The organism is Lacimicrobium alkaliphilum (assembly GCF_002591895.1).
Classification (GTDB): Bacteria; Pseudomonadota; Gammaproteobacteria; order Enterobacterales; family Alteromonadaceae; genus Lacimicrobium; species Lacimicrobium alkaliphilum.
This window is the reverse complement of the sequence record NZ_NISX01000013.1, coordinates 39,321-55,999: the sequence shown is the minus strand read 5'-3', so window position 1 is coordinate 55,999 and position 16,679 is coordinate 39,321. Positions and strand designations below refer to the sequence as shown.

Annotated in this window: 19 protein-coding genes; 3 read left to right on the top strand and 16 right to left on the bottom strand. The window is 47.3% G+C overall.

Annotation, left to right across the window (positions count from 1 at the left end; all coding sequences use genetic code 11):
- Positions 1–10: 10 nt before the first annotated feature.
- The gene (locus CDA54_RS13045) at positions 11–583 is read left to right on the top strand and encodes a tRNA-uridine aminocarboxypropyltransferase (RefSeq protein ID WP_099035460.1); all 573 of its coding nucleotides are present in this window, start codon (positions 11–13) and stop codon (positions 581–583) included.
- Between the two features lie 167 nt (positions 584–750).
- Here the strand turns inward: CDA54_RS13045 and CDA54_RS13040 are convergent, their stop codons facing one another.
- The 16 genes from CDA54_RS13040 to mioC all read right to left on the bottom strand — a co-directional run bounded on the left by CDA54_RS13040 (position 751) and on the right by mioC (position 14,662).
- The gene (locus CDA54_RS13040) at positions 751–1,170 is read right to left on the bottom strand and encodes a F0F1 ATP synthase subunit epsilon (protein WP_099035459.1); all 420 of its coding nucleotides are present in this window, start codon (positions 1,168–1,170) and stop codon (positions 751–753) included.
- 52 nt (positions 1,171–1,222) lie between these two features.
- Positions 1,223–2,608 (bottom strand): F0F1 ATP synthase subunit beta, encoded by a 1,386-nt coding sequence (atpD, locus tag CDA54_RS13035; RefSeq protein ID WP_099035458.1) that lies wholly within the window; start codon positions 2,606–2,608, stop codon positions 1,223–1,225.
- A 29-nt stretch (positions 2,609–2,637) separates the two neighbouring features.
- Complete coding sequence (gene atpG, locus CDA54_RS13030; protein WP_099035457.1) at positions 2,638–3,498, bottom strand: F0F1 ATP synthase subunit gamma; 861 nt, start codon at positions 3,496–3,498, stop codon at positions 2,638–2,640.
- Between the two features lie 50 nt (positions 3,499–3,548).
- Positions 3,549–5,090, bottom strand: coding sequence for a F0F1 ATP synthase subunit alpha (gene atpA / locus CDA54_RS13025; RefSeq protein ID WP_099035456.1), 1,542 nt, complete (start codon positions 5,088–5,090; stop codon positions 3,549–3,551).
- A 13-nt stretch (positions 5,091–5,103) separates the two neighbouring features.
- On the bottom strand, positions 5,104–5,637 hold the full coding sequence (atpH, locus tag CDA54_RS13020; RefSeq protein ID WP_099035455.1) for a F0F1 ATP synthase subunit delta: 534 nt from the start codon (positions 5,635–5,637) through the stop codon (positions 5,104–5,106).
- Between the two features lie 14 nt (positions 5,638–5,651).
- On the bottom strand, positions 5,652–6,122 hold the full coding sequence (gene atpF, locus CDA54_RS13015; RefSeq protein ID WP_099035454.1) for a F0F1 ATP synthase subunit B: 471 nt from the start codon (positions 6,120–6,122) through the stop codon (positions 5,652–5,654).
- A gap of 51 nt (positions 6,123–6,173) precedes the next feature.
- On the bottom strand, positions 6,174–6,407 hold the full coding sequence (atpE, locus tag CDA54_RS13010) for a F0F1 ATP synthase subunit C (protein WP_062483651.1): 234 nt from the start codon (positions 6,405–6,407) through the stop codon (positions 6,174–6,176).
- Between the two features lie 43 nt (positions 6,408–6,450).
- Complete coding sequence (gene atpB / locus CDA54_RS13005; RefSeq protein WP_099035453.1) at positions 6,451–7,311, bottom strand: F0F1 ATP synthase subunit A; 861 nt, start codon at positions 7,309–7,311, stop codon at positions 6,451–6,453.
- 16 nt (positions 7,312–7,327) lie between these two features.
- A complete protein-coding gene (locus tag CDA54_RS13000; protein WP_229748161.1) occupies positions 7,328–7,708 on the bottom strand; it encodes an ATP synthase subunit I in 381 nt (126 codons plus the stop codon).
- A 158-nt stretch (positions 7,709–7,866) separates the two neighbouring features.
- Positions 7,867–8,760: a ParB/RepB/Spo0J family partition protein gene (locus CDA54_RS12995; RefSeq protein WP_099035452.1), complete on the bottom strand. Its 894-nt coding sequence runs from the start codon at positions 8,758–8,760 to the stop codon at positions 7,867–7,869.
- A 41-nt stretch (positions 8,761–8,801) separates the two neighbouring features.
- The gene (locus CDA54_RS12990) at positions 8,802–9,620 is read right to left on the bottom strand and encodes a ParA family protein (RefSeq protein ID WP_099035451.1); all 819 of its coding nucleotides are present in this window, start codon (positions 9,618–9,620) and stop codon (positions 8,802–8,804) included.
- Positions 9,621–9,636: 16 nt separating this feature from the next.
- Complete coding sequence (gene rsmG / locus CDA54_RS12985; protein ID WP_099035450.1) at positions 9,637–10,269, bottom strand: 16S rRNA (guanine(527)-N(7))-methyltransferase RsmG; 633 nt, start codon at positions 10,267–10,269, stop codon at positions 9,637–9,639.
- On the bottom strand, positions 10,269–12,185 hold the full coding sequence (gene mnmG, locus CDA54_RS12980) for a tRNA uridine-5-carboxymethylaminomethyl(34) synthesis enzyme MnmG (RefSeq protein WP_099035449.1): 1,917 nt from the start codon (positions 12,183–12,185) through the stop codon (positions 10,269–10,271). Before mnmG ends, rsmG begins: the two co-directional genes overlap by 1 nt.
- A gap of 566 nt (positions 12,186–12,751) precedes the next feature.
- Positions 12,752–13,567: an ATP-binding protein gene (locus tag CDA54_RS12975; protein ID WP_099035448.1), complete on the bottom strand. Its 816-nt coding sequence runs from the start codon at positions 13,565–13,567 to the stop codon at positions 12,752–12,754.
- Complete coding sequence (locus CDA54_RS12970) at positions 13,548–14,192, bottom strand: DnaT-like ssDNA-binding domain-containing protein (protein WP_099035447.1); 645 nt, start codon at positions 14,190–14,192, stop codon at positions 13,548–13,550. The genes CDA54_RS12975 and CDA54_RS12970 overlap by 20 nt, the downstream gene beginning before the upstream one ends.
- On the bottom strand, positions 14,189–14,662 hold the full coding sequence (gene mioC, locus CDA54_RS12965; RefSeq protein WP_099035446.1) for an FMN-binding protein MioC: 474 nt from the start codon (positions 14,660–14,662) through the stop codon (positions 14,189–14,191). Before mioC ends, CDA54_RS12970 begins: the two co-directional genes overlap by 4 nt.
- A 180-nt stretch (positions 14,663–14,842) precedes the next feature.
- Here mioC and CDA54_RS12960 point away from each other — a divergent pair, with 180 nt between their 5' ends.
- Positions 14,843–16,150 carry a PP2C family protein-serine/threonine phosphatase gene (locus tag CDA54_RS12960; RefSeq protein ID WP_099035445.1) on the top strand — a complete coding sequence of 436 codons (1,308 nt, stop codon included), beginning with the start codon at positions 14,843–14,845 and terminating at the stop codon, positions 16,148–16,150.
- Between the two features lie 15 nt (positions 16,151–16,165).
- A complete protein-coding gene (locus tag CDA54_RS12955) occupies positions 16,166–16,678 on the top strand; it encodes an STAS domain-containing protein (RefSeq protein ID WP_099035444.1) in 513 nt (170 codons plus the stop codon).
- Position 16,679: the final 1 nt, after the last annotated feature.

Below are 16,679 nucleotides of genomic sequence, written 5' to 3'. Positions count from 1 at the left end.
CGTCTCCTTTATGCGTACTTCACGACAATATTGCCTAAGCTGCGGTTATCCGCAATCAGTATGCCTCTGTCACGCCATCCGTATGATTGAAAACCGGACCAGAATACTTATTCTGCGCCATCCGAGTGAAGAGAAACACGCTAAAAATACGGTACCACTGCTACAACTCTCGCTGAAAAACATAGGCGTATACAGCGGCGAAACACCCGCTGATTTTCTGGAACCAAGGCGTTGGTGCAATGACAATAAGCAAGATATTGCGGTGCTCTATCCTAATCGAAAGAGTAAACCGTTAACAGAGGGTGGGATAGAGAACATTTATTCTCTGAAAGGTTTAGTGTTGATCGACGGCACATGGCGCAAGGCTTATAAAATATGGCACTCTAACCCCTGGTTACAACAGCTTAAAAGCTTTCACCTGGAACATGTACCTCAAAGCGTCTATCGACGTAAGGCTGGTATTAGCAATAGCCTGTCAACGCTGGAGGCCACTGCTGAGGCTTTGAAAATGCTCGAAGGCACCGACACACAACCGCTGATTGATCTGCTTAACGCTCGTCAGCAATTTTTATTTCCAGGTTAGCCACTATCGCAAGCACTGTTAACCGGCGAACCCTGGCCAGAATTATTCAGGAAGAATGGAAGTGCGGGCAATAATCTATACGGATTGGTATAAAAGCCTGGGTATAAACGCCTGGATATAAAAAACCCCGCGTTTGAGCGGGGTTTTTGAGAGGGTTTATCATGCGCTTATTTGCGACGTAAACTCTTGATCAATCTCAATTGCGCGATCGCCTCGGCCAGTTCAGCAGCAGCTTCTGCATAGTTAAGATCACTACTTGGATCGGCAATGTGCTCTTCAGCACGTTTCTTGGCTTCCAGTGCGGCCTGTTCATCCAGGTCATCTGCCCTGATCGCCACATCAGCCATTACAGTCACCGTACCGGGTTGTACTTCCAGTACACCACCGGCAATATAGATTAACTCTTCATGGCCGTGCTGTTTTACCAGCCTTACCATACCTGGCTTCAGGGTAGTCAGTAACGGGGCATGACCGGGATAAATACCCAGCTCACCTTCGCTACCAGTAACCTGGATGGTTTCGACCCGACCAGAGAACAGGTTCTCCTCGGCACTTACCACATCGAGATGTACAGTCATAGCTGCCATTTCACCTCCTAACGGTTAGTTTATTTCCGCCGTTATTAACGGCGGAAAACCCTTACATGCCTTTGGCTTTCTCGGCCGCTTCTTCGATCGAGCCTACCATATAGAATGCCTGTTCTGGCAGGCTATCGTACTCACCGTCCAGAATCCCTTTAAAGCCACTGATAGTGTCTTTCAGAGACACATATTTACCAGGCGCTCCGGTAAAGACTTCAGCAACAAAGAAAGGCTGAGACAGGAAGCGCTGGATCTTACGGGCACGGGATACCGCACGCTTATCTTCTTCAGACAATTCGTCCATACCCAGTATGGCAATGATGTCTTTCAGCTCTTTATAGCGCTGCAGCACTGACTGTACACCACGAGCAACATCGTAATGCTCCTGGCCAATAACCAATGGGTCCAGCTGACGAGAAGTCGAATCCAGTGGATCAACCGCAGGGTATATACCCAACGAAGCGATATCACGAGACAATACCACGGTCGCATCAAGGTGGGCGAAGGTTGTAGCAGGTGACGGGTCAGTCAAATCATCGGCCGGTACGTATACCGCCTGAATAGAGGTGATTGAACCGGTTTTGGTTGAGGTAATACGTTCCTGCAACACACCCATTTCTTCAGCCAGAGTAGGCTGATAACCTACCGCTGATGGCATACGGCCTAACAGAGCGGATACTTCGGTTCCGGCCAGGGTATAACGGTAGATATTATCAACGAAGAACAATACATCACGGCCTTCATCACGGAATTTTTCCGCCATGGTCAGACCGGTCAGGGCCACACGCAAACGGTTGCCGGGCGGCTCATTCATCTGACCGTACACCAGGGATACTTTATCCAGTACGTTAGAGTCATTCATTTCATGATAGAAGTCGTTACCTTCACGGGTACGCTCACCCACACCGGCAAACACTGAGTAACCACTGTGCTCGATGGCGATGTTACGGATGAGCTCCATCATGTTAACGGTTTTACCTACACCGGCACCACCGAACAAACCCACTTTACCACCCTTGGCGAAAGGACAGATAAGGTCGATAACCTTAATACCTGTCTCAAGCAGCTCAACGGCTGTGGACTGTTCTTCGTAGCTTGGCGCTTCACGGTGAATAGACCATTTTTCTTCTTCACCTATGGGGCCAGCTTCATCGATAGGGTTACCCAATACATCCATGATGCGTCCCAGTGTGGCTTTACCCACGGGGACTTCAATCGCATGACCGACATCTTCAACTTCCAGGCCACGACGCAGACCGTCTGTGGTACCCATAGCGATGGTACGTACAACACCACCACCCAATTGCTGCTGAACTTCCAGTGTCAGCCCCTCCAGTTCACCGGAGGTCACTGTCAGTGCGTTATAGACTTTAGGTACCGAATCCTGTGGAAATTCGATATCCACAACGGCACCTATAATCTGGACGACCTTACCTTTACTCATAATTTGTCCTCTTAATTTTAAACCTTTGCCTACACAGCTGCGGCGCCGCTGACAATTTCACTGATTTCCTGTGTAATTGCCGCTTGTCTGGCTTTGTTGTAAACCAGTTGCAGATCATCTATCAGGTTACCGGCGTTATCTGTTGCTGCCTTCATTGCCACCATTCTGGAGGCTTGTTCTGAGGCCAGATTTTCCACCACACCCTGATACACCTGAGATTCAATAAAACGAACCAGTAACCTATCCAGGATAGGCCTCGGATCTGGTTCGTACAGGTAGTCCCAGCTGTGCTTATATTCATCTTCATCAGACTTAGGCAAAGGAAGTAACTGATCGATTCTGGGTTCCTGAGTCATAGTATTTACAAAGTTGTTAAATACCAGATACAGGCGGTCGATCTCCCCCTCATCAAACGCGTTCAGCATGACCTTTACCGGGCCAATGATATCGCTGACGCTGGGGTTATCTCCCAGACCAGACTCAGCTGCCATTACCTTTCCACCAAAACGGTCAAAGAAACCACAAGCTTTAGAGCCAAGTGCAGAAAAGTGCACTTTGACATCTTTGCCCTGCCATTCTCTTGCTTCTTTAACCACCGCTTTGAATTCATTGGTGTTCAGTCCGCCACATAATCCCCGGTCAGTAGAAATGACGATATAGCCAACGGCTTTTATCTCCCTTTCTTCCATATAAGGATGGCGGTATTCCAGGTTGGCATTGGCTAAGCGACCGATCACGCTACGCATGTTCAGCGCATAGGGACGACTCGAGGCCATTCGTTGCTGCGCCTTTTTCATTTTCGACGCGGCAACCATCTCCATTGCGCTGGTGATCTTCTGAGTATTTTTGATACTCCCGATCTTGCCTTTTATCTCTTTACCACCGGACATGACACTCTCCCGATTACTCAACGACGGATGCGCCTAAGCGCATCCTGTGATTACCAAGTTTGCGTTTCCTTGAACTTCTTCAATGCTTCGTTCAGAGACGCTTCGATTTCGTCGTTGTAGTTACCTGTGTCATTGATGGTCTTCATCAAATCGGCGTATTCACTTTCCATAAAAGATTGCAGGGCCGATTCAAAGTCGAGGACTTTGTTCAGCTCGATATCTTTCAGGTAACCTTTTTCAACGGAGAAGAGTGAAACAGCCATCTTCGCAACTGACATAGGCGAGTACTGCTTCTGTTTCATCAACTCTGTAACACGCTCACCATGCTCAAGCTGAGCACGGGTTGCGTCATCAAGGTCAGAGGCAAACTGCGAGAAGGCCGCCAGTTCACGATACTGAGCCAGGGCGAGACGAATACCGCCACCCAGTTTCTTGACGATCTTAGTCTGTGCTGCACCACCTACCCGGGATACCGAGATACCCGCATTTACCGCAGGACGGATACCCGCGTTAAACAGGTTGGTTTCCAGGAAGATCTGACCATCGGTGATGGAGATCACGTTGGTCGGTACGAAGGCAGACACGTCACCGGCCTGGGTTTCGATAATCGGCAAGCCCGTTAATGAACCGGTTTTACCTTTCACTTCACCCTTAGTGTATTTCTCGACATAGTCCGCGTTAACGCGGGCTGCACGCTCTAGCAAACGGGAGTGGAGATAGAACACATCACCAGGATAGGCTTCACGACCAGGTGGACGACGCAGCAGAAGTGAGATCTGACGATAAGCAACAGCCTGCTTAGACAAATCATCATAGATAATCAGTGCATCTTCACCACGGTCACGGAAATATTCACCCATAGTACAGCCAGAGAAGGGCGCCAGATACTGCAATGCTGCCGATTCTGATGCTGATGCCGCGACAATAATAGTATGCGCCAGGGCACCGTGCTCTTCCAGTTTGCGTACCACGTTAGCAATAGTAGAAGCCTTCTGACCTACAGCAACGTATACACACTTAATACCGGAATCTTTCTGGTTGATAATGGTGTCCACCGCCAGTGCTGTTTTACCAGTCTGGCGGTCACCGATGATCAGCTCACGCTGGCCACGGCCAACCGGGATCATCGCATCAATTGACTTGTAACCTGTCTGTACAGGCTGGTCGACTGACTGACGTTCGATAACACCAGGTGCAATTTTTTCTACCGGCTCAAAACGATCGGCGTCGATAGAGCCTTTTCCATCAATGGGTGCACCCAGGGTGTTTACTACCCGGCCAAGCAGTTTTTCACCTACCGGTACTTCAAGAATACGGCCAGTGGATTTAACCTTAACCCCTTCCTGCAAATCTGCATACGGGCCCATCACTACGGCACCGACAGAGTCTCTTTCCAGGTTAAGGGCGATAGCATAACGATTACCGGGCAGGGCGATCATTTCCCCCTGCATCACGTCGGCTAATCCGTTAATGCGAATGATACCATCGGTGACACCAACAATAGTACCTTCGTTTCGTTCTTCATTTACAACATCAAACTGTTCAATACGTTTTTTGATCAGTTCTGCAATTTCTGTGGAATTCAGTTGCATGCTCTTTTCCCCATTATGCTTGCAACGCGTCGGCTAGACGGGTCAATTTGCTGCGGATGGAACCATCGATAACGTTATCACCGGCCTGGATTACCATGCCTGCGACTAACTGCGGATCCACCTTACAATTCAGCTGTACTTTTCGTGCAAGACGTTTTTCAAGAGACGCGCTGAGATCAGCGATGTGTTTGTCGCTCAGTTCTGTGGCAGAAGTTACGTCGATGGTCACTTCTTTTTCATAGTCAGATTTGAGCTGATTAAACATCACCAATACATCAGGGAGCGTATTCAAGCGTCCGTTTTCAGCCATCACCTTAATCAGGTTCTGACCGAGCGGGTCGAGTTGTTCGCCACATACATCAATAAACAGCTGCGACAGCCTGTTGGCTGCCACGGCACTTTTCAATACCTGCTGCATCGAGTCGTTTTGTGCAACAGCAGCCACAAAGCCCAGCATTTCTTGCCACTGGGCAATGGCTTTGTTGTCCGCCGCATACTCAAACGCTGCTTTGGCATAGGGGCGAGCAATATTTGCCAGTTCAGACATAGGCCCATTACCCCTTAAAGTTCAGCAACCAGTTTTTCAACTATGTCGCTTTGTGCCGCCGCATCAATCTGACGCGCCAATATTCTCTCTGCACCAACGATGGCCAAGGTAGCAACCTGCTGACGCAGCTCTTCCTTAACACGATTACGCTCTGCTTCGACTTCAGCCTGACCGGCAGCAACGATTTTCTCGCGCTCCTGGTTCGCTCGCTGGGTTTCGCTATCAACGATTTCAGCGGCGCGTTTTTTAGCCTGTTCGACAATTTCAGCAGCCTGGTGCTTCGCTTCTTTCAATTGCTCTTTCGCTTTGTCCTGGGCGATCTGCAGATCTTTATCTGCGCGCTCAGAGGCAGCCAGCCCGTCAGCAATTTTCTTCTGACGCTCTTCAATGGCCGACATCAGTGGCGGCCATACGAACTTCATGCAAAACAGCACGAAGACGGCAAAAGCGATGAGTTCTCCAATTAGAGTGGCGTTAAGATTCACAACCCCTCCTCCTTATTAACAGTTGTTCGTAAAGTGACTAAAGTCGTTTTCTTACATTGCGAACAACATGTACATGGCGATACCCACACCGATCATGGCTACGGCGTCGATCAGACCAGCAAGGATGAACATTTTCACCTGCAGGGAAGGGGCCAGTTCGGGTTGACGGGCACAGGCTTCGAGGAATTTACCCCCCATGTTACCAAAGCCCAGTGCAGTACCGATAGCACCGAAACCGATCAATAAAGCAACAGCGATAAGTTTAATTGCAACTGCGATTTCCATTGTTTTCTCCAATTATCAAAAGTTAAAGTAACGAGTTAAAAAATCAGTGATTATCCGAACTGGCCATACTTAAATACACGATGGTCAGCATCATAAATACAAAAGCCTGCAACACAATGACCAGGATATGGAACACGGCCCAGGTAAAGTGAAGGGGCAACTGCATTAAACCAATTGCGCCAATCAGGATAAATATCATTTCACCGGCATACAGATTTCCGAACAAACGCAGTGCCAGTGAGAACGGCTTGGCAACCAGAGCGATCAGTTCGAGTAGCAGGTTGAAAGGAATCAATACAATCTGCAGCGGCAGATTACTGGTACTGAAAGGATGTAAGGTCAGTTCCTTAACAAAACCCAACACGCCTTTAATGCGAATGGAATAACCAATCATCAGAATAAATACGCCCAGCGCCAGAGCGGCGGTCATATTGATATCCGTGGTCGGTACTATCTTCATGTACACGTCATGAGAATCCATACCGAAGGCCGTCTCACCCACAAAGCCCGCAAAGGCTGGCAGGAAGTCTACCGGCACCAGATCCATCAGGTTCATCAGGAATACCCAGACGAATATGGTCAGCGCAAGTGGCGCAATCAACCGACTTCTGCCGTGATAGGTATCTTTAACGTTATCAGCAACAAACTCCACCAGCATTTCCACAAAACACTGTAATTTACCGGGCACGCCGGTAGTGGATTTTTTCGCCGTTGAGCGGAATAGCCATAAAAACAAGATACCCAGTCCAACAGACCAGGCCAGGGTGTCGATATGCCATGTCCAGAACCCTGCCTCACTACACGCTTTGTTAAAGCTGACACCGGCTTCGGTAGTACAGACTTTTGCGTTAGTCAGGTGGTGCTGAATATGACTGGATAGTGTCAGTTCTTCACCTGCAGCCATGTTTCATCCTAATTGTTTAATGTTTAAAGAAAAACGATGCTGTCAATTGTGTCAGCAGGGTGATAACAAAACCTGCAATAAAAAAGCCCGGTGCTAAAGAAGACTGAGACAACACCAGAGCGCATAACACGACAGTTAAAATTATTTTCAGGGTGTGCCCCCCCAACATCAGGGCCTTTACCCGCTCCACGTGTTCTGAGGCAATATATCGGAATGCCAGATACGCGAAGACAAAATTTGGTATTACTGCAACCAGCCCCCCTTTAAGGGCTGATTTTGCCGACAGAGGATCATACAGCACCCACACGACAAACGTGACTAAACCGGCAATGCCAGCCTGAAAAAGTATCGCCATGTACGCCGATTTTCTCTCACTGACCACAGTATTTTTTGTCAATATGAAACCTTTCTACCTGTAAAACAGGCGTCAAAAACCTGCCGAAGTATACTGATCTGCCTATGTTTTGCAACCATATTCGGAGGCCTCAGATAAGGCCATTGAACGCGCTTTTCAGCCCGGTTAGCTGATCCCTGAACAGGTTAACTGACCGGTGGTCAGGCACGCCCCTGAGTTTTAATTTTAGCAATAATGCCATCGAGCTCATCGAGACTACTGTAGTTAATCGTCAGCTTGCCTTTGCCTTTAGCATTGCAGCTAATGGAAACCGCTGCACCTATCTGCTCTGCGAGCTGGTTTTCGAGGCGTTTAATATCGGGATCAGGCTTTGACTCTGGTTTCGGTGCAACAGGCTCGAGCAGTTTACGTACCAGTTTCTCCGCGTCGCGCACTGTCATGCCCTTAGCTACTACTGTTCTGGCTGCATTAGTCTGACTTTCGCCTTCCAGCGCCAGTAAGGCACGGGCATGGCCCATCTCGATGTCGCCATATTCGAGTAACAGTTTAACGTCTTCGGCCAGATTATTCAGGCGCAGTAAGTTGGTCACGCTGGCGCGGGATTTTCCCACCGCTTCGGCAACTTCCTGATGGGTCAAATCGAATTCGGTGAGCAGTCTCTGCAACGCCTGGGCTTCTTCCATCGCATTGAGATCTTCGCGCTGTATATTTTCAATCAGGGCAATGGCCACAGCCGCTTCATCAGGCACATTTTTTATAATGCAGGGAACCTGATCCAAATGGGCCATTTGTGATGCACGCCAGCGGCGTTCACCGGCTATGATTTCAAATTTATGTTCACCCGTTTTACGCACTACTATGGGTTGGATCACACCCTGAGAACGAATAGAGGAGGCCAGGTCTTCAAGCGCCTCCGGTGACATGTCTTTGCGAGGCTGATATTTACCCGGATGCAGATATTCAATCGGCAGCTTTTGCAACTCACCGGTTTGTGAATTGGTCTGCTCTTCAGTTGAATCAGTATTTTTTTGCTGACTGCTGGTTGCCAGCAAGGCATCCAGCCCTCTGCCTAAGCCGCGTTTCTTAGTGGACATGATTTCCTCAAATACAAATTAGACCAATTGAAGACACCGAATCAGCCATTATGCCCGGATTCAGCTGCCTCTTCACGCCGCAGTTTTTTTTGTTCCTGATCCCGGCGTCTGAGAATCTCGCCGGCCAGTGCCAGGTAGGCCTTAGCACCCGTGGAGGAACGTTCGTAATACATAGCCGGGGTACCAAAACTTGGAGCCTCCGCCAGTCGTACATTTCTGGGGATCACAGTACGGTATACCTGGTCTTTAAAATGCCGTTTCAATTGCTCAGAAACATCATTGGCAAGCCGGTTTCTGGGGTCATACATAGTTCGCAGCACCCCCTCAATCTTGAGTTGGGGGTTTACCACTGAAGCCAGTTTACCGATGGTATCCATTAATGCCGTCAGACCTTCCAGTGCATAATACTCACATTGCATTGGCACCAGAACAGAGTCTGCAGCAGCCATAGCATTGACCGTTAGCTGATTGAGCGATGGCGGACAATCGATAAAAATAAAATCATAGTAATCCCGCACTGGTTTCAGTGCGTTGCGCAGGCGCACTTCCCGGGCAAACTGTTCCATTAGCTTAATTTCTGCAGCCGTCACATCACCGTTCGCGGCAATAAGATGATACTTACCACTGGTCTCGGTAATGATCACCTCATCGGCAGGTTTCTCCTCAATCAGCAACTCATAGCATGTAGCGTCAACATTGTATTTATCGATGCCACTGCCCATGGTGGCATTTCCCTGAGGGTCAAGATCGATCAATAAGACCTTGCGTTTGGTAGCCGCCATAGAGGCGGCAACGTTAACTGCCGTGGTGGTTTTTCCCACTCCACCTTTCTGATTCGCTATGGCAATGACCTTTCCCAAAACCCGAACACCTGTATTAGTTTTTAATAATTTTTATAAGATGGCGCTCCGCCTGTAGCCCTGGTACTTCAAGCCTGATGATATCCCCGACGGTAAAGCCCGTTGGCAGGGATTCCAGCTCGTGTGAGGGAACCTGCCCCTTGAGCGCCAAAAAAGTCCCTTGTGAATCTACCAGATGCTGACACCAGTGCAACATATCTTTTATGCTGGCAAAAGCCCTGCTTAAAACACCATCAAAAGATGAGTCCGGATGATAATCTTCGACCCGTGCCTGCACCGCGGTAACATTCTCAAGACCCAGCTCAAACACAGCTTGCCTGATAAAACGAATGCGTTTTCCCAGGCTGTCCAGCAACACAAATTTGTGTTCTGGCATCACGATAGCCAAAGGCAACCCTGGCAATCCGGGCCCGGTTCCGACGTCTATAAAACTCTGCCCCTGAATATGCGGTGCCACAACCACAGAATCAATAATATGTCTGGTCAGCATATCCTCGGCGTCTCTTACTGAGGTGAGATTATAGGCCTTGTTCCATTTGTGGATCAGTTCAACCAGGGCAATCAGTTTTTGCTGTTGTATCTCATTGAGATCCAGTGTTGTTTGCGCCAGTCCGAGCTGCAGCTGCCGGAGTAATACTGTAGCTGACATCAGGCGCTGACTTTCTCATTTTTGCGCAGGTTATTTTTATGTAACAGACCCTGCTTTTTCAGATGCACCAGCAACAGCGATATTGCGGCCGGGGTGACACCTGAAATTCGTGACGCCTTACCGATGCTTTCAGGTCTTGTGTCATTGAGCTTAGCAATCACTTCGTTAGACAAGCCGGAAATCTGACTGTAATCAAAATCCATTGGCAACAAGGTGTTTTCATTGCGCAACGCCCGTTCAATCTCATCTTTCTGGCGTTCAATATAGCCTGCATATTTGATTTGAATTTCTACCTGTTCAGCAGCCTGTGGATCATCCAGGCCCGGCCCAAGATCCTTTATCTGCATCAATTTGGCATAACTCATCTCCGGACGGCGAATCAACTCTTCTAAGGAGTGTTCCCGATTGACCGGATTTTTAAGTAGCTGATTCAGTTCACCTGTTGCAATGTGGTGAGGATGAACCCAGTTACTGGCCAGACGCTGACGTTCCTGCTCAATGGCTTCCAGCTTAAGATTAAATTGCTGCCAGCGATAATCGTCTACAAGTCCAATCTCCCGGCCTTTCTCAGTCAGACGCAAATCGGCATTATCTTCGCGTAACAGCAGCCGGTACTCCGCTCTGCTGGTAAACATCCGATAGGGCTCCTGTGTACCCATGGTAGCCAGATCATCAATGAGTACACCCATATAGGCCTGGTCACGTCTGGGTGTCCAACTCTCTTTGCCCTGTACCTGCAGTGCTGCATTCATCCCGGCTATTAATCCCTGAGCTCCTGCCTCTTCATAGCCTGTGGTTCCATTGATCTGACCAGCAAAAAACAATCCCTTAATAAATTTGGTCTCCAGAGATTGCTTCAGATCTCTGGGATCGAAAAAGTCATACTCTATGGCGTAACCTGGACGAATTATATGAGCATTTTCAAAGCCCTGAATTGAACGCACTAATTCGTATTGAACATCAAAGGGCAGACTGGTTGAAATGCCATTCGGATATACTTCAATGCTGTTGAGCCCCTCTGGTTCTACAAAAATCTGATGTGACGATTTATCTGCAAAGCGTACTATTTTGTCTTCTATCGACGGACAATACCTAGGACCAATACCATCGATGACACCTGCATACATCGGTGATTTGTGTAAATTATTGCGGATCACCTCATGGGTTTTTTCATTGGTATGCGTGATGTAGCAGGGGATCTGTCGCGGATGATCAGAGACCTTGCCAATGTATGAAAAAACCGGCAACGAATTATCACCAGGCTGTTCCTGCATTTTACTGAAATCCAGACTCCGGGCGTCCAACCTGGCTGGTGTGCCCGTTTTCAGGCGGGATATTCTGAACGGCATTGAACGTAGTCTCTGCGCCAGAGCATTTGCCGGCGGATCTCCGGCACGGCCGCCCTGATAATTATTCAGACCTATATGGATTACACCGCCAAGGAACGTGCCCACTGTCATTACCACAGTTTTGGCATGGAATTTCAGTCCCATTTGAGTAACAACGCCGGTTACCCGATCCTGCTCGACGATAAGATCATCACAGGATTGTTGGAACAAGGTCAGATTTGGCTGTTGTTCTAGCTGGTATCGAACTGCAGTTTTATACAAACTGCGATCGGCCTGAGCCCGCGTTGCACGCACGGCAGGCCCTTTGCTGGAATTCAGGGTTCTGAACTGGATCCCTGCTCGATCCGCTGCCAACGCCATAACACCACCCAACGCATCGATTTCTTTTACAAGATGGCCTTTACCTATACCGCCAATTGCAGGATTACAGGACATTTGTCCAAGGGTATCGATATTGTGTGTGAGTAATAATGTTTTTACACCCATTCTCGCACTGGCGAGTGCAGCTTCAGTGCCAGCGTGACCGCCACCAACGACGATGACATCAAATTTTTCGGTATAAAACATTATGACCTCTTAGCTGCCTGAATAGGGGCGCATATTCTATAGACTTTATGTCCGAAACGAAACGATTAAAATTCGAACAAGAGTAAGAATGTTCCTGCTTAATAGATCTAAGATCTTTATGGATCTATTAGATTACTGTTATTACTATTAAGCACGCACGATCCATTGGATAACCCTTTTAAAACCTATTAAATCAAGTGGTTAAGTGAGATCTAAGGTTGTGTGTAAGATCTGATCTATTGGGTATAAGCTGGGATCAAAAAGGGGTTTTATCCACAAGAGATTTAAAATGAAAAGTTGTTCAGGTAGTAAAAAGAGGTTTTTAACAGGATAAACTTGTTTTTATCCACATATTAAATTTTATTAAACACTAAATGTGGATAAGTATGTATAATAATTCAGTATCTTTACCGATCGATGGGAAGATCCTCAGGATCAGCAGTGGATAAGATCAGAAAGCTATCATGCTGTTATAAGCAGACAATGATCCAGGGAATAGATTGAGAAAAGAGGAATCGTTGCTGATTGTAGCCCTGCATTATATTCAGGGCTATTTTTTTCATGTTTCAGCGGACCTGGTTAGGTACATATCCACCTGTTTTAGGCGTTGAAGGGATATCATCTTCAACATTTTTACGACGGCTGGGGCCACTGAATCGGACCTTATAGGTATCGTATTCTTTGACTGATTCAAAGCAGTAAGGTCCGATGGCTTGCTCAAGGCTGGCAAGATCATGGTTAGTAATAAGAATACAGTTTTTATTCTGGCTGTAGCGCTGACGTAATAATGTACCTAACCAGCCCTGGGCACTTTTTTTAAGTTGTGATTCATTCACGCAAACTTCATCGAGAATCAATAGATCTACACTCATCAGTTCCTGTGTGATCTCCCTGAATTTCTGCCCGGCATCGTCTTTAGCGTTGAAATCATAGGAGAAATAACGCATTTCCAGCAGACTGGAAAGCTGACGGTAGAGTACTGAAATCTCATATTTCTCAATCAATTCGTGGGCTATAGCACCGGCAATATGGGATTTTCCACGACCATAATCGCCGTAAAATAACATCATATGCGAACCACTGCGTCGCCAGCTGGGATCGCCATGAGCTGCAATGAAGGATTTAGCAATACTGACGGCTTCTTTTACATCGGCAGTGTCTTCTACCAGATTGTTAAATGTCCACGCCGGATTCAGATCAGAACGCCCGTGAATGTTTTCAATACGCTGCTTTTTAGCCTCTAATTGTATCTGCTGAATTTCTTTATTGGCCTGTTTTTCATATTCCTGACGCAGGGTCGAATAGTCCTTTACCGGGCCTTCAGGTGTGGCTTTACCCATGGTCTTAGCCAAATTCTGAATCTTATCCTTTAGGCTTTGCATGATATTTCTCCACCAGTTTTCTGGCATTATCGTCGACGGTAATTCCGGCAGTTGTTGGCACGATTTGATGCCCCACCTGTTGCTTATGACCATAGGCCTGCCGTCTGTTTTTCAGATGTAAAACAAACTTTTGTGTCCACTGGAATAAGGTCAGGTTAACTTCCGGCCGACCCAGCCAGTAGGCTGCAAATTCCCCTACATCCTGCTGTTGGTAACTCTTATCCAGTAATCCTACCAGAGTTGCCAGTTGTTTGAATAATCCCTCATCAGGCATCCAGTCCGCTGTCATTGCTTTCCAATGCAAGTGTAATTGCTGATAGTCCTGCGAGTCAGATCTGAGCAAAGGCAGTAATAACGTCTCACCATTTAGGCTACGCTCGGATAAGGATTCTTGCTGATACATTATCAGGCCAGCCTCAGCAAGCTCAGCAAGGAGTTCATTGATTTGTCTGCCGCGGGTAAATGCTGTGGTTTTGCTATTCAGTAAGGTCAACAAAGCCCGATAGTTTAACGGTGCACTGACACCAGTGGTTTTATCTGAATCCGGTCGCAGACCCAGTATGTATAGTACCCGCGCTTCGTTGCTTACAGGCGACTTCAGGGCATCAACTTCGGTCTGGTTCAAACTCCCACCCTTGTATGGTTAACTGTTTGAATAAAGTTATCCCGTTGCAGATGACTTTCAAGCCAGTCAACAGCTTCATCTTCAGGAATAGGATGACTCAGAACATCAATATAACAGGGTTCCGACAGGTTATGGGCACCGGCGTTTTGCATCAGTCGGTGCATGGTTTTGCCCGCTTCACAGAACGTGTCGTAGCTACTGTCTCCCAGACCTATCAACATATATCGCGTATCGTTCAGACTGGCATTCTGTAGTTGTCTGGCAAAGGGTTGGATATTATCGGGAAAATCACCGGCACCATGGGTAGAGGTGCAGATTAGCCAGATAGCCTGCGGATTCAGTTCGTCCAGTTCCGGAGCCAGGTGGATGGTGCTGTTAACGCCATAACTAGTGAGTTTTTCTGTCAGTGCGTCGGCCACATATTCAGTGGCACCAAGCATAGATCCTACAATTATTTCAAATGAACTCACGTGTCTGCCTTCGTATAAATGGTTCGCTATTATACCAGTGCTTTACATTCTGGTGGTGTCGGTCTGATGATTTTAATGCCACTTCGGGGTGACCTTATGACTTCATACTGTCAGCATCAGTATTTGGACGCTATAGTAAAAATTCAATCCTGAAGAATTTAGTGAGGATAGCAGGGGCTAATGACACAGAGTGACGAACAGGATGAAATACTGTTTTTTAAAGAAGCCGATGCACCGGAACACGAGGAAGCTAAGCTTGCGCCCTGGAAAATACTCATTGTAGATGATGATGAAGAAGTTCATGTCATGACCAGACTGGTACTCAGAGATCTGGTTTTTGACAACCGTTCAGTTGAACTTATTAGCGCCAGAAGTGGTGGGCAGGCAAAAGAGTTGCTGGATCAGCAAGCCGATTTCTGTCTTATTTTGCTCGATGTGGTAATGGAATCCGATGATGCCGGGCTGCAGCTGGTTCATTATATTCGCAGGGAGCTCGATAATAATGCGGTACGCATTATTCTCAGAACGGGCCAGGCTGGCCATGCGCCTGAAAAACGGGTGATCCTGGATTACGATATCAATGACTATAAAGAAAAAACTGAGCTGACATCACAAAAACTGGTGACAGCTGTGATCGCATCATTACGCAGCTATGATTTTATTCAACAAATCGTGGAGCTGAATCAACAACTGGAAGAAAAAGTCAGAATACGTACCCGGGAACTGGAGGAGGCCAATATCAGATTGCAGTCGTCTCTCAGTGAGCTTGAAGAAGGTGAAAAGGCGGGTCGGCGCATTCAGTTCAAGCTGTTGCCAAAAGATAAGCTTCAGGTATATGGATTCAGATTTAGCCACCTGTTACTGCCTTCAGACTACATGAGTGGTGATTTTGTTGATTACTTTGCTATTGATGACAGATATGTGGGTTTTTATATGGCGGACGTATCAGGCCATGGTGTGTCATCAGCTTTTGTGACGGTATATCTGAAACGCTTTATTTCCGCGGCTCTTGACCGATATCGTCGGCAAGAGAGCACCATTATTATTGATCCTGCAGCATTATTGGATGACCTGAATCAGACCCTGATCAAAGAAGATATGGGTAAACATGTTGCCCTGTTTTACGGGGTTCTGGATAGCCACAAAGATCTGCTGCGTTTTACAAATGCCGGTGTTTTCCCATGGCCATTATTGTTACAGGACGACAAAATCGAAGAGATGGAGTGTAAAGGTACGCCGGCGGGATTATTCGATTTTTCCGAGTATCAGGAAAAGATTTGTGTATTGCAGTCTCATTTTTCTCTGTATGTCTTTTCTGATGGCGTTCTGGAATGTATTCAGGGTAAGTCACTGGATCAGCAATTGTCGGAGTTGAGAACGATTTTATCCCCATTACCAGAGAACTTATACGAGCTGGCGAAGCGTATTGGCGCAACAGAGGAAGGCAAATTGCCGGATGATCTGACATTACTGTCAGTAGAGCGTTAGACACTAAGGTGAGTTATGCAGAATAACCAGATTCTTTATGCCAATTTGCAGGGCGTATGTTTTTTCAGGTTTATTGGTGAAGTCAGACATACTCAGAGTAGTGGGCTGGAAGTGCTGATTAACGGCCTGTTCGAAGGCAAGGAAAGTGTTTGCCAGGATGTGGTGGTGGATCTTAGTCAGGCCAGGTATCTGGACAGCACTAATCTGGGGCTTCTGGCGATGATTGCCCGTAAAATGCTTGAACATCATCAACGTAAACCGACGTTGATATCCACCGACAAAGACATGACCACCTTATTGCAAAGTATGTGTCTGGATCAGGTTTTTACGATGTTGAACAAACCACTGGATACGCCTGATGCGTTTGTTCTGGTGTCAGATCAAAGTGCCGATGAACAGCAAAGAGCGAAAATGATCCTTGCTGCCCATGAAGAACTGCTTGAGCTGGGGAAAAGCAACCGACAAACCTTCCAACCAGTGGTGGATCTGCTTAAACAAGAGTTACAGTCTAAAGAGGACCAGCAATAAA

Excerpts from the sequence above, each read along its gene's own strand:
- CDA54_RS13045 (WP_099035460.1), top strand. The coding sequence starts at position 11 with ATGCGTACTTCACGACAATATTGCCTAAGCTGCGGTTATCCGCAATCA.
- CDA54_RS13040 (WP_099035459.1), bottom strand. The coding sequence starts at position 1,170 with ATGGCAGCTATGACTGTACATCTCGATGTGGTAAGTGCCGAGGAGAAC.
- atpD (WP_099035458.1), bottom strand. The coding sequence starts at position 2,608 with ATGAGTAAAGGTAAGGTCGTCCAGATTATAGGTGCCGTTGTGGATATC.
- atpG (WP_099035457.1), bottom strand. The coding sequence starts at position 3,498 with ATGTCCGGTGGTAAAGAGATAAAAGGCAAGATCGGGAGTATCAAAAAT.
- atpA (WP_099035456.1), bottom strand. The coding sequence starts at position 5,090 with ATGCAACTGAATTCCACAGAAATTGCAGAACTGATCAAAAAACGTATT.
- atpH (WP_099035455.1), bottom strand. The coding sequence starts at position 5,637 with ATGTCTGAACTGGCAAATATTGCTCGCCCCTATGCCAAAGCAGCGTTT.
- atpE (WP_062483651.1), bottom strand. The coding sequence starts at position 6,407 with ATGGAAATCGCAGTTGCAATTAAACTTATCGCTGTTGCTTTATTGATC.
- atpB (WP_099035453.1), bottom strand. The coding sequence starts at position 7,311 with ATGGCTGCAGGTGAAGAACTGACACTATCCAGTCATATTCAGCACCAC.
- CDA54_RS12995 (WP_099035452.1), bottom strand. The coding sequence starts at position 8,760 with ATGTCCACTAAGAAACGCGGCTTAGGCAGAGGGCTGGATGCCTTGCTG.
- rsmG (WP_099035450.1), bottom strand. The coding sequence starts at position 10,269 with ATGTCAGCTACAGTATTACTCCGGCAGCTGCAGCTCGGACTGGCGCAA.
- mnmG (WP_099035449.1), bottom strand. The coding sequence starts at position 12,185 with ATGTTTTATACCGAAAAATTTGATGTCATCGTCGTTGGTGGCGGTCAC.
- CDA54_RS12975 (WP_099035448.1), bottom strand. The coding sequence starts at position 13,567 with ATGCAAAGCCTAAAGGATAAGATTCAGAATTTGGCTAAGACCATGGGT.
- CDA54_RS12960 (WP_099035445.1), top strand. The coding sequence starts at position 14,843 with ATGACACAGAGTGACGAACAGGATGAAATACTGTTTTTTAAAGAAGCC.
- CDA54_RS12955 (WP_099035444.1), top strand. The coding sequence starts at position 16,166 with ATGCAGAATAACCAGATTCTTTATGCCAATTTGCAGGGCGTATGTTTT.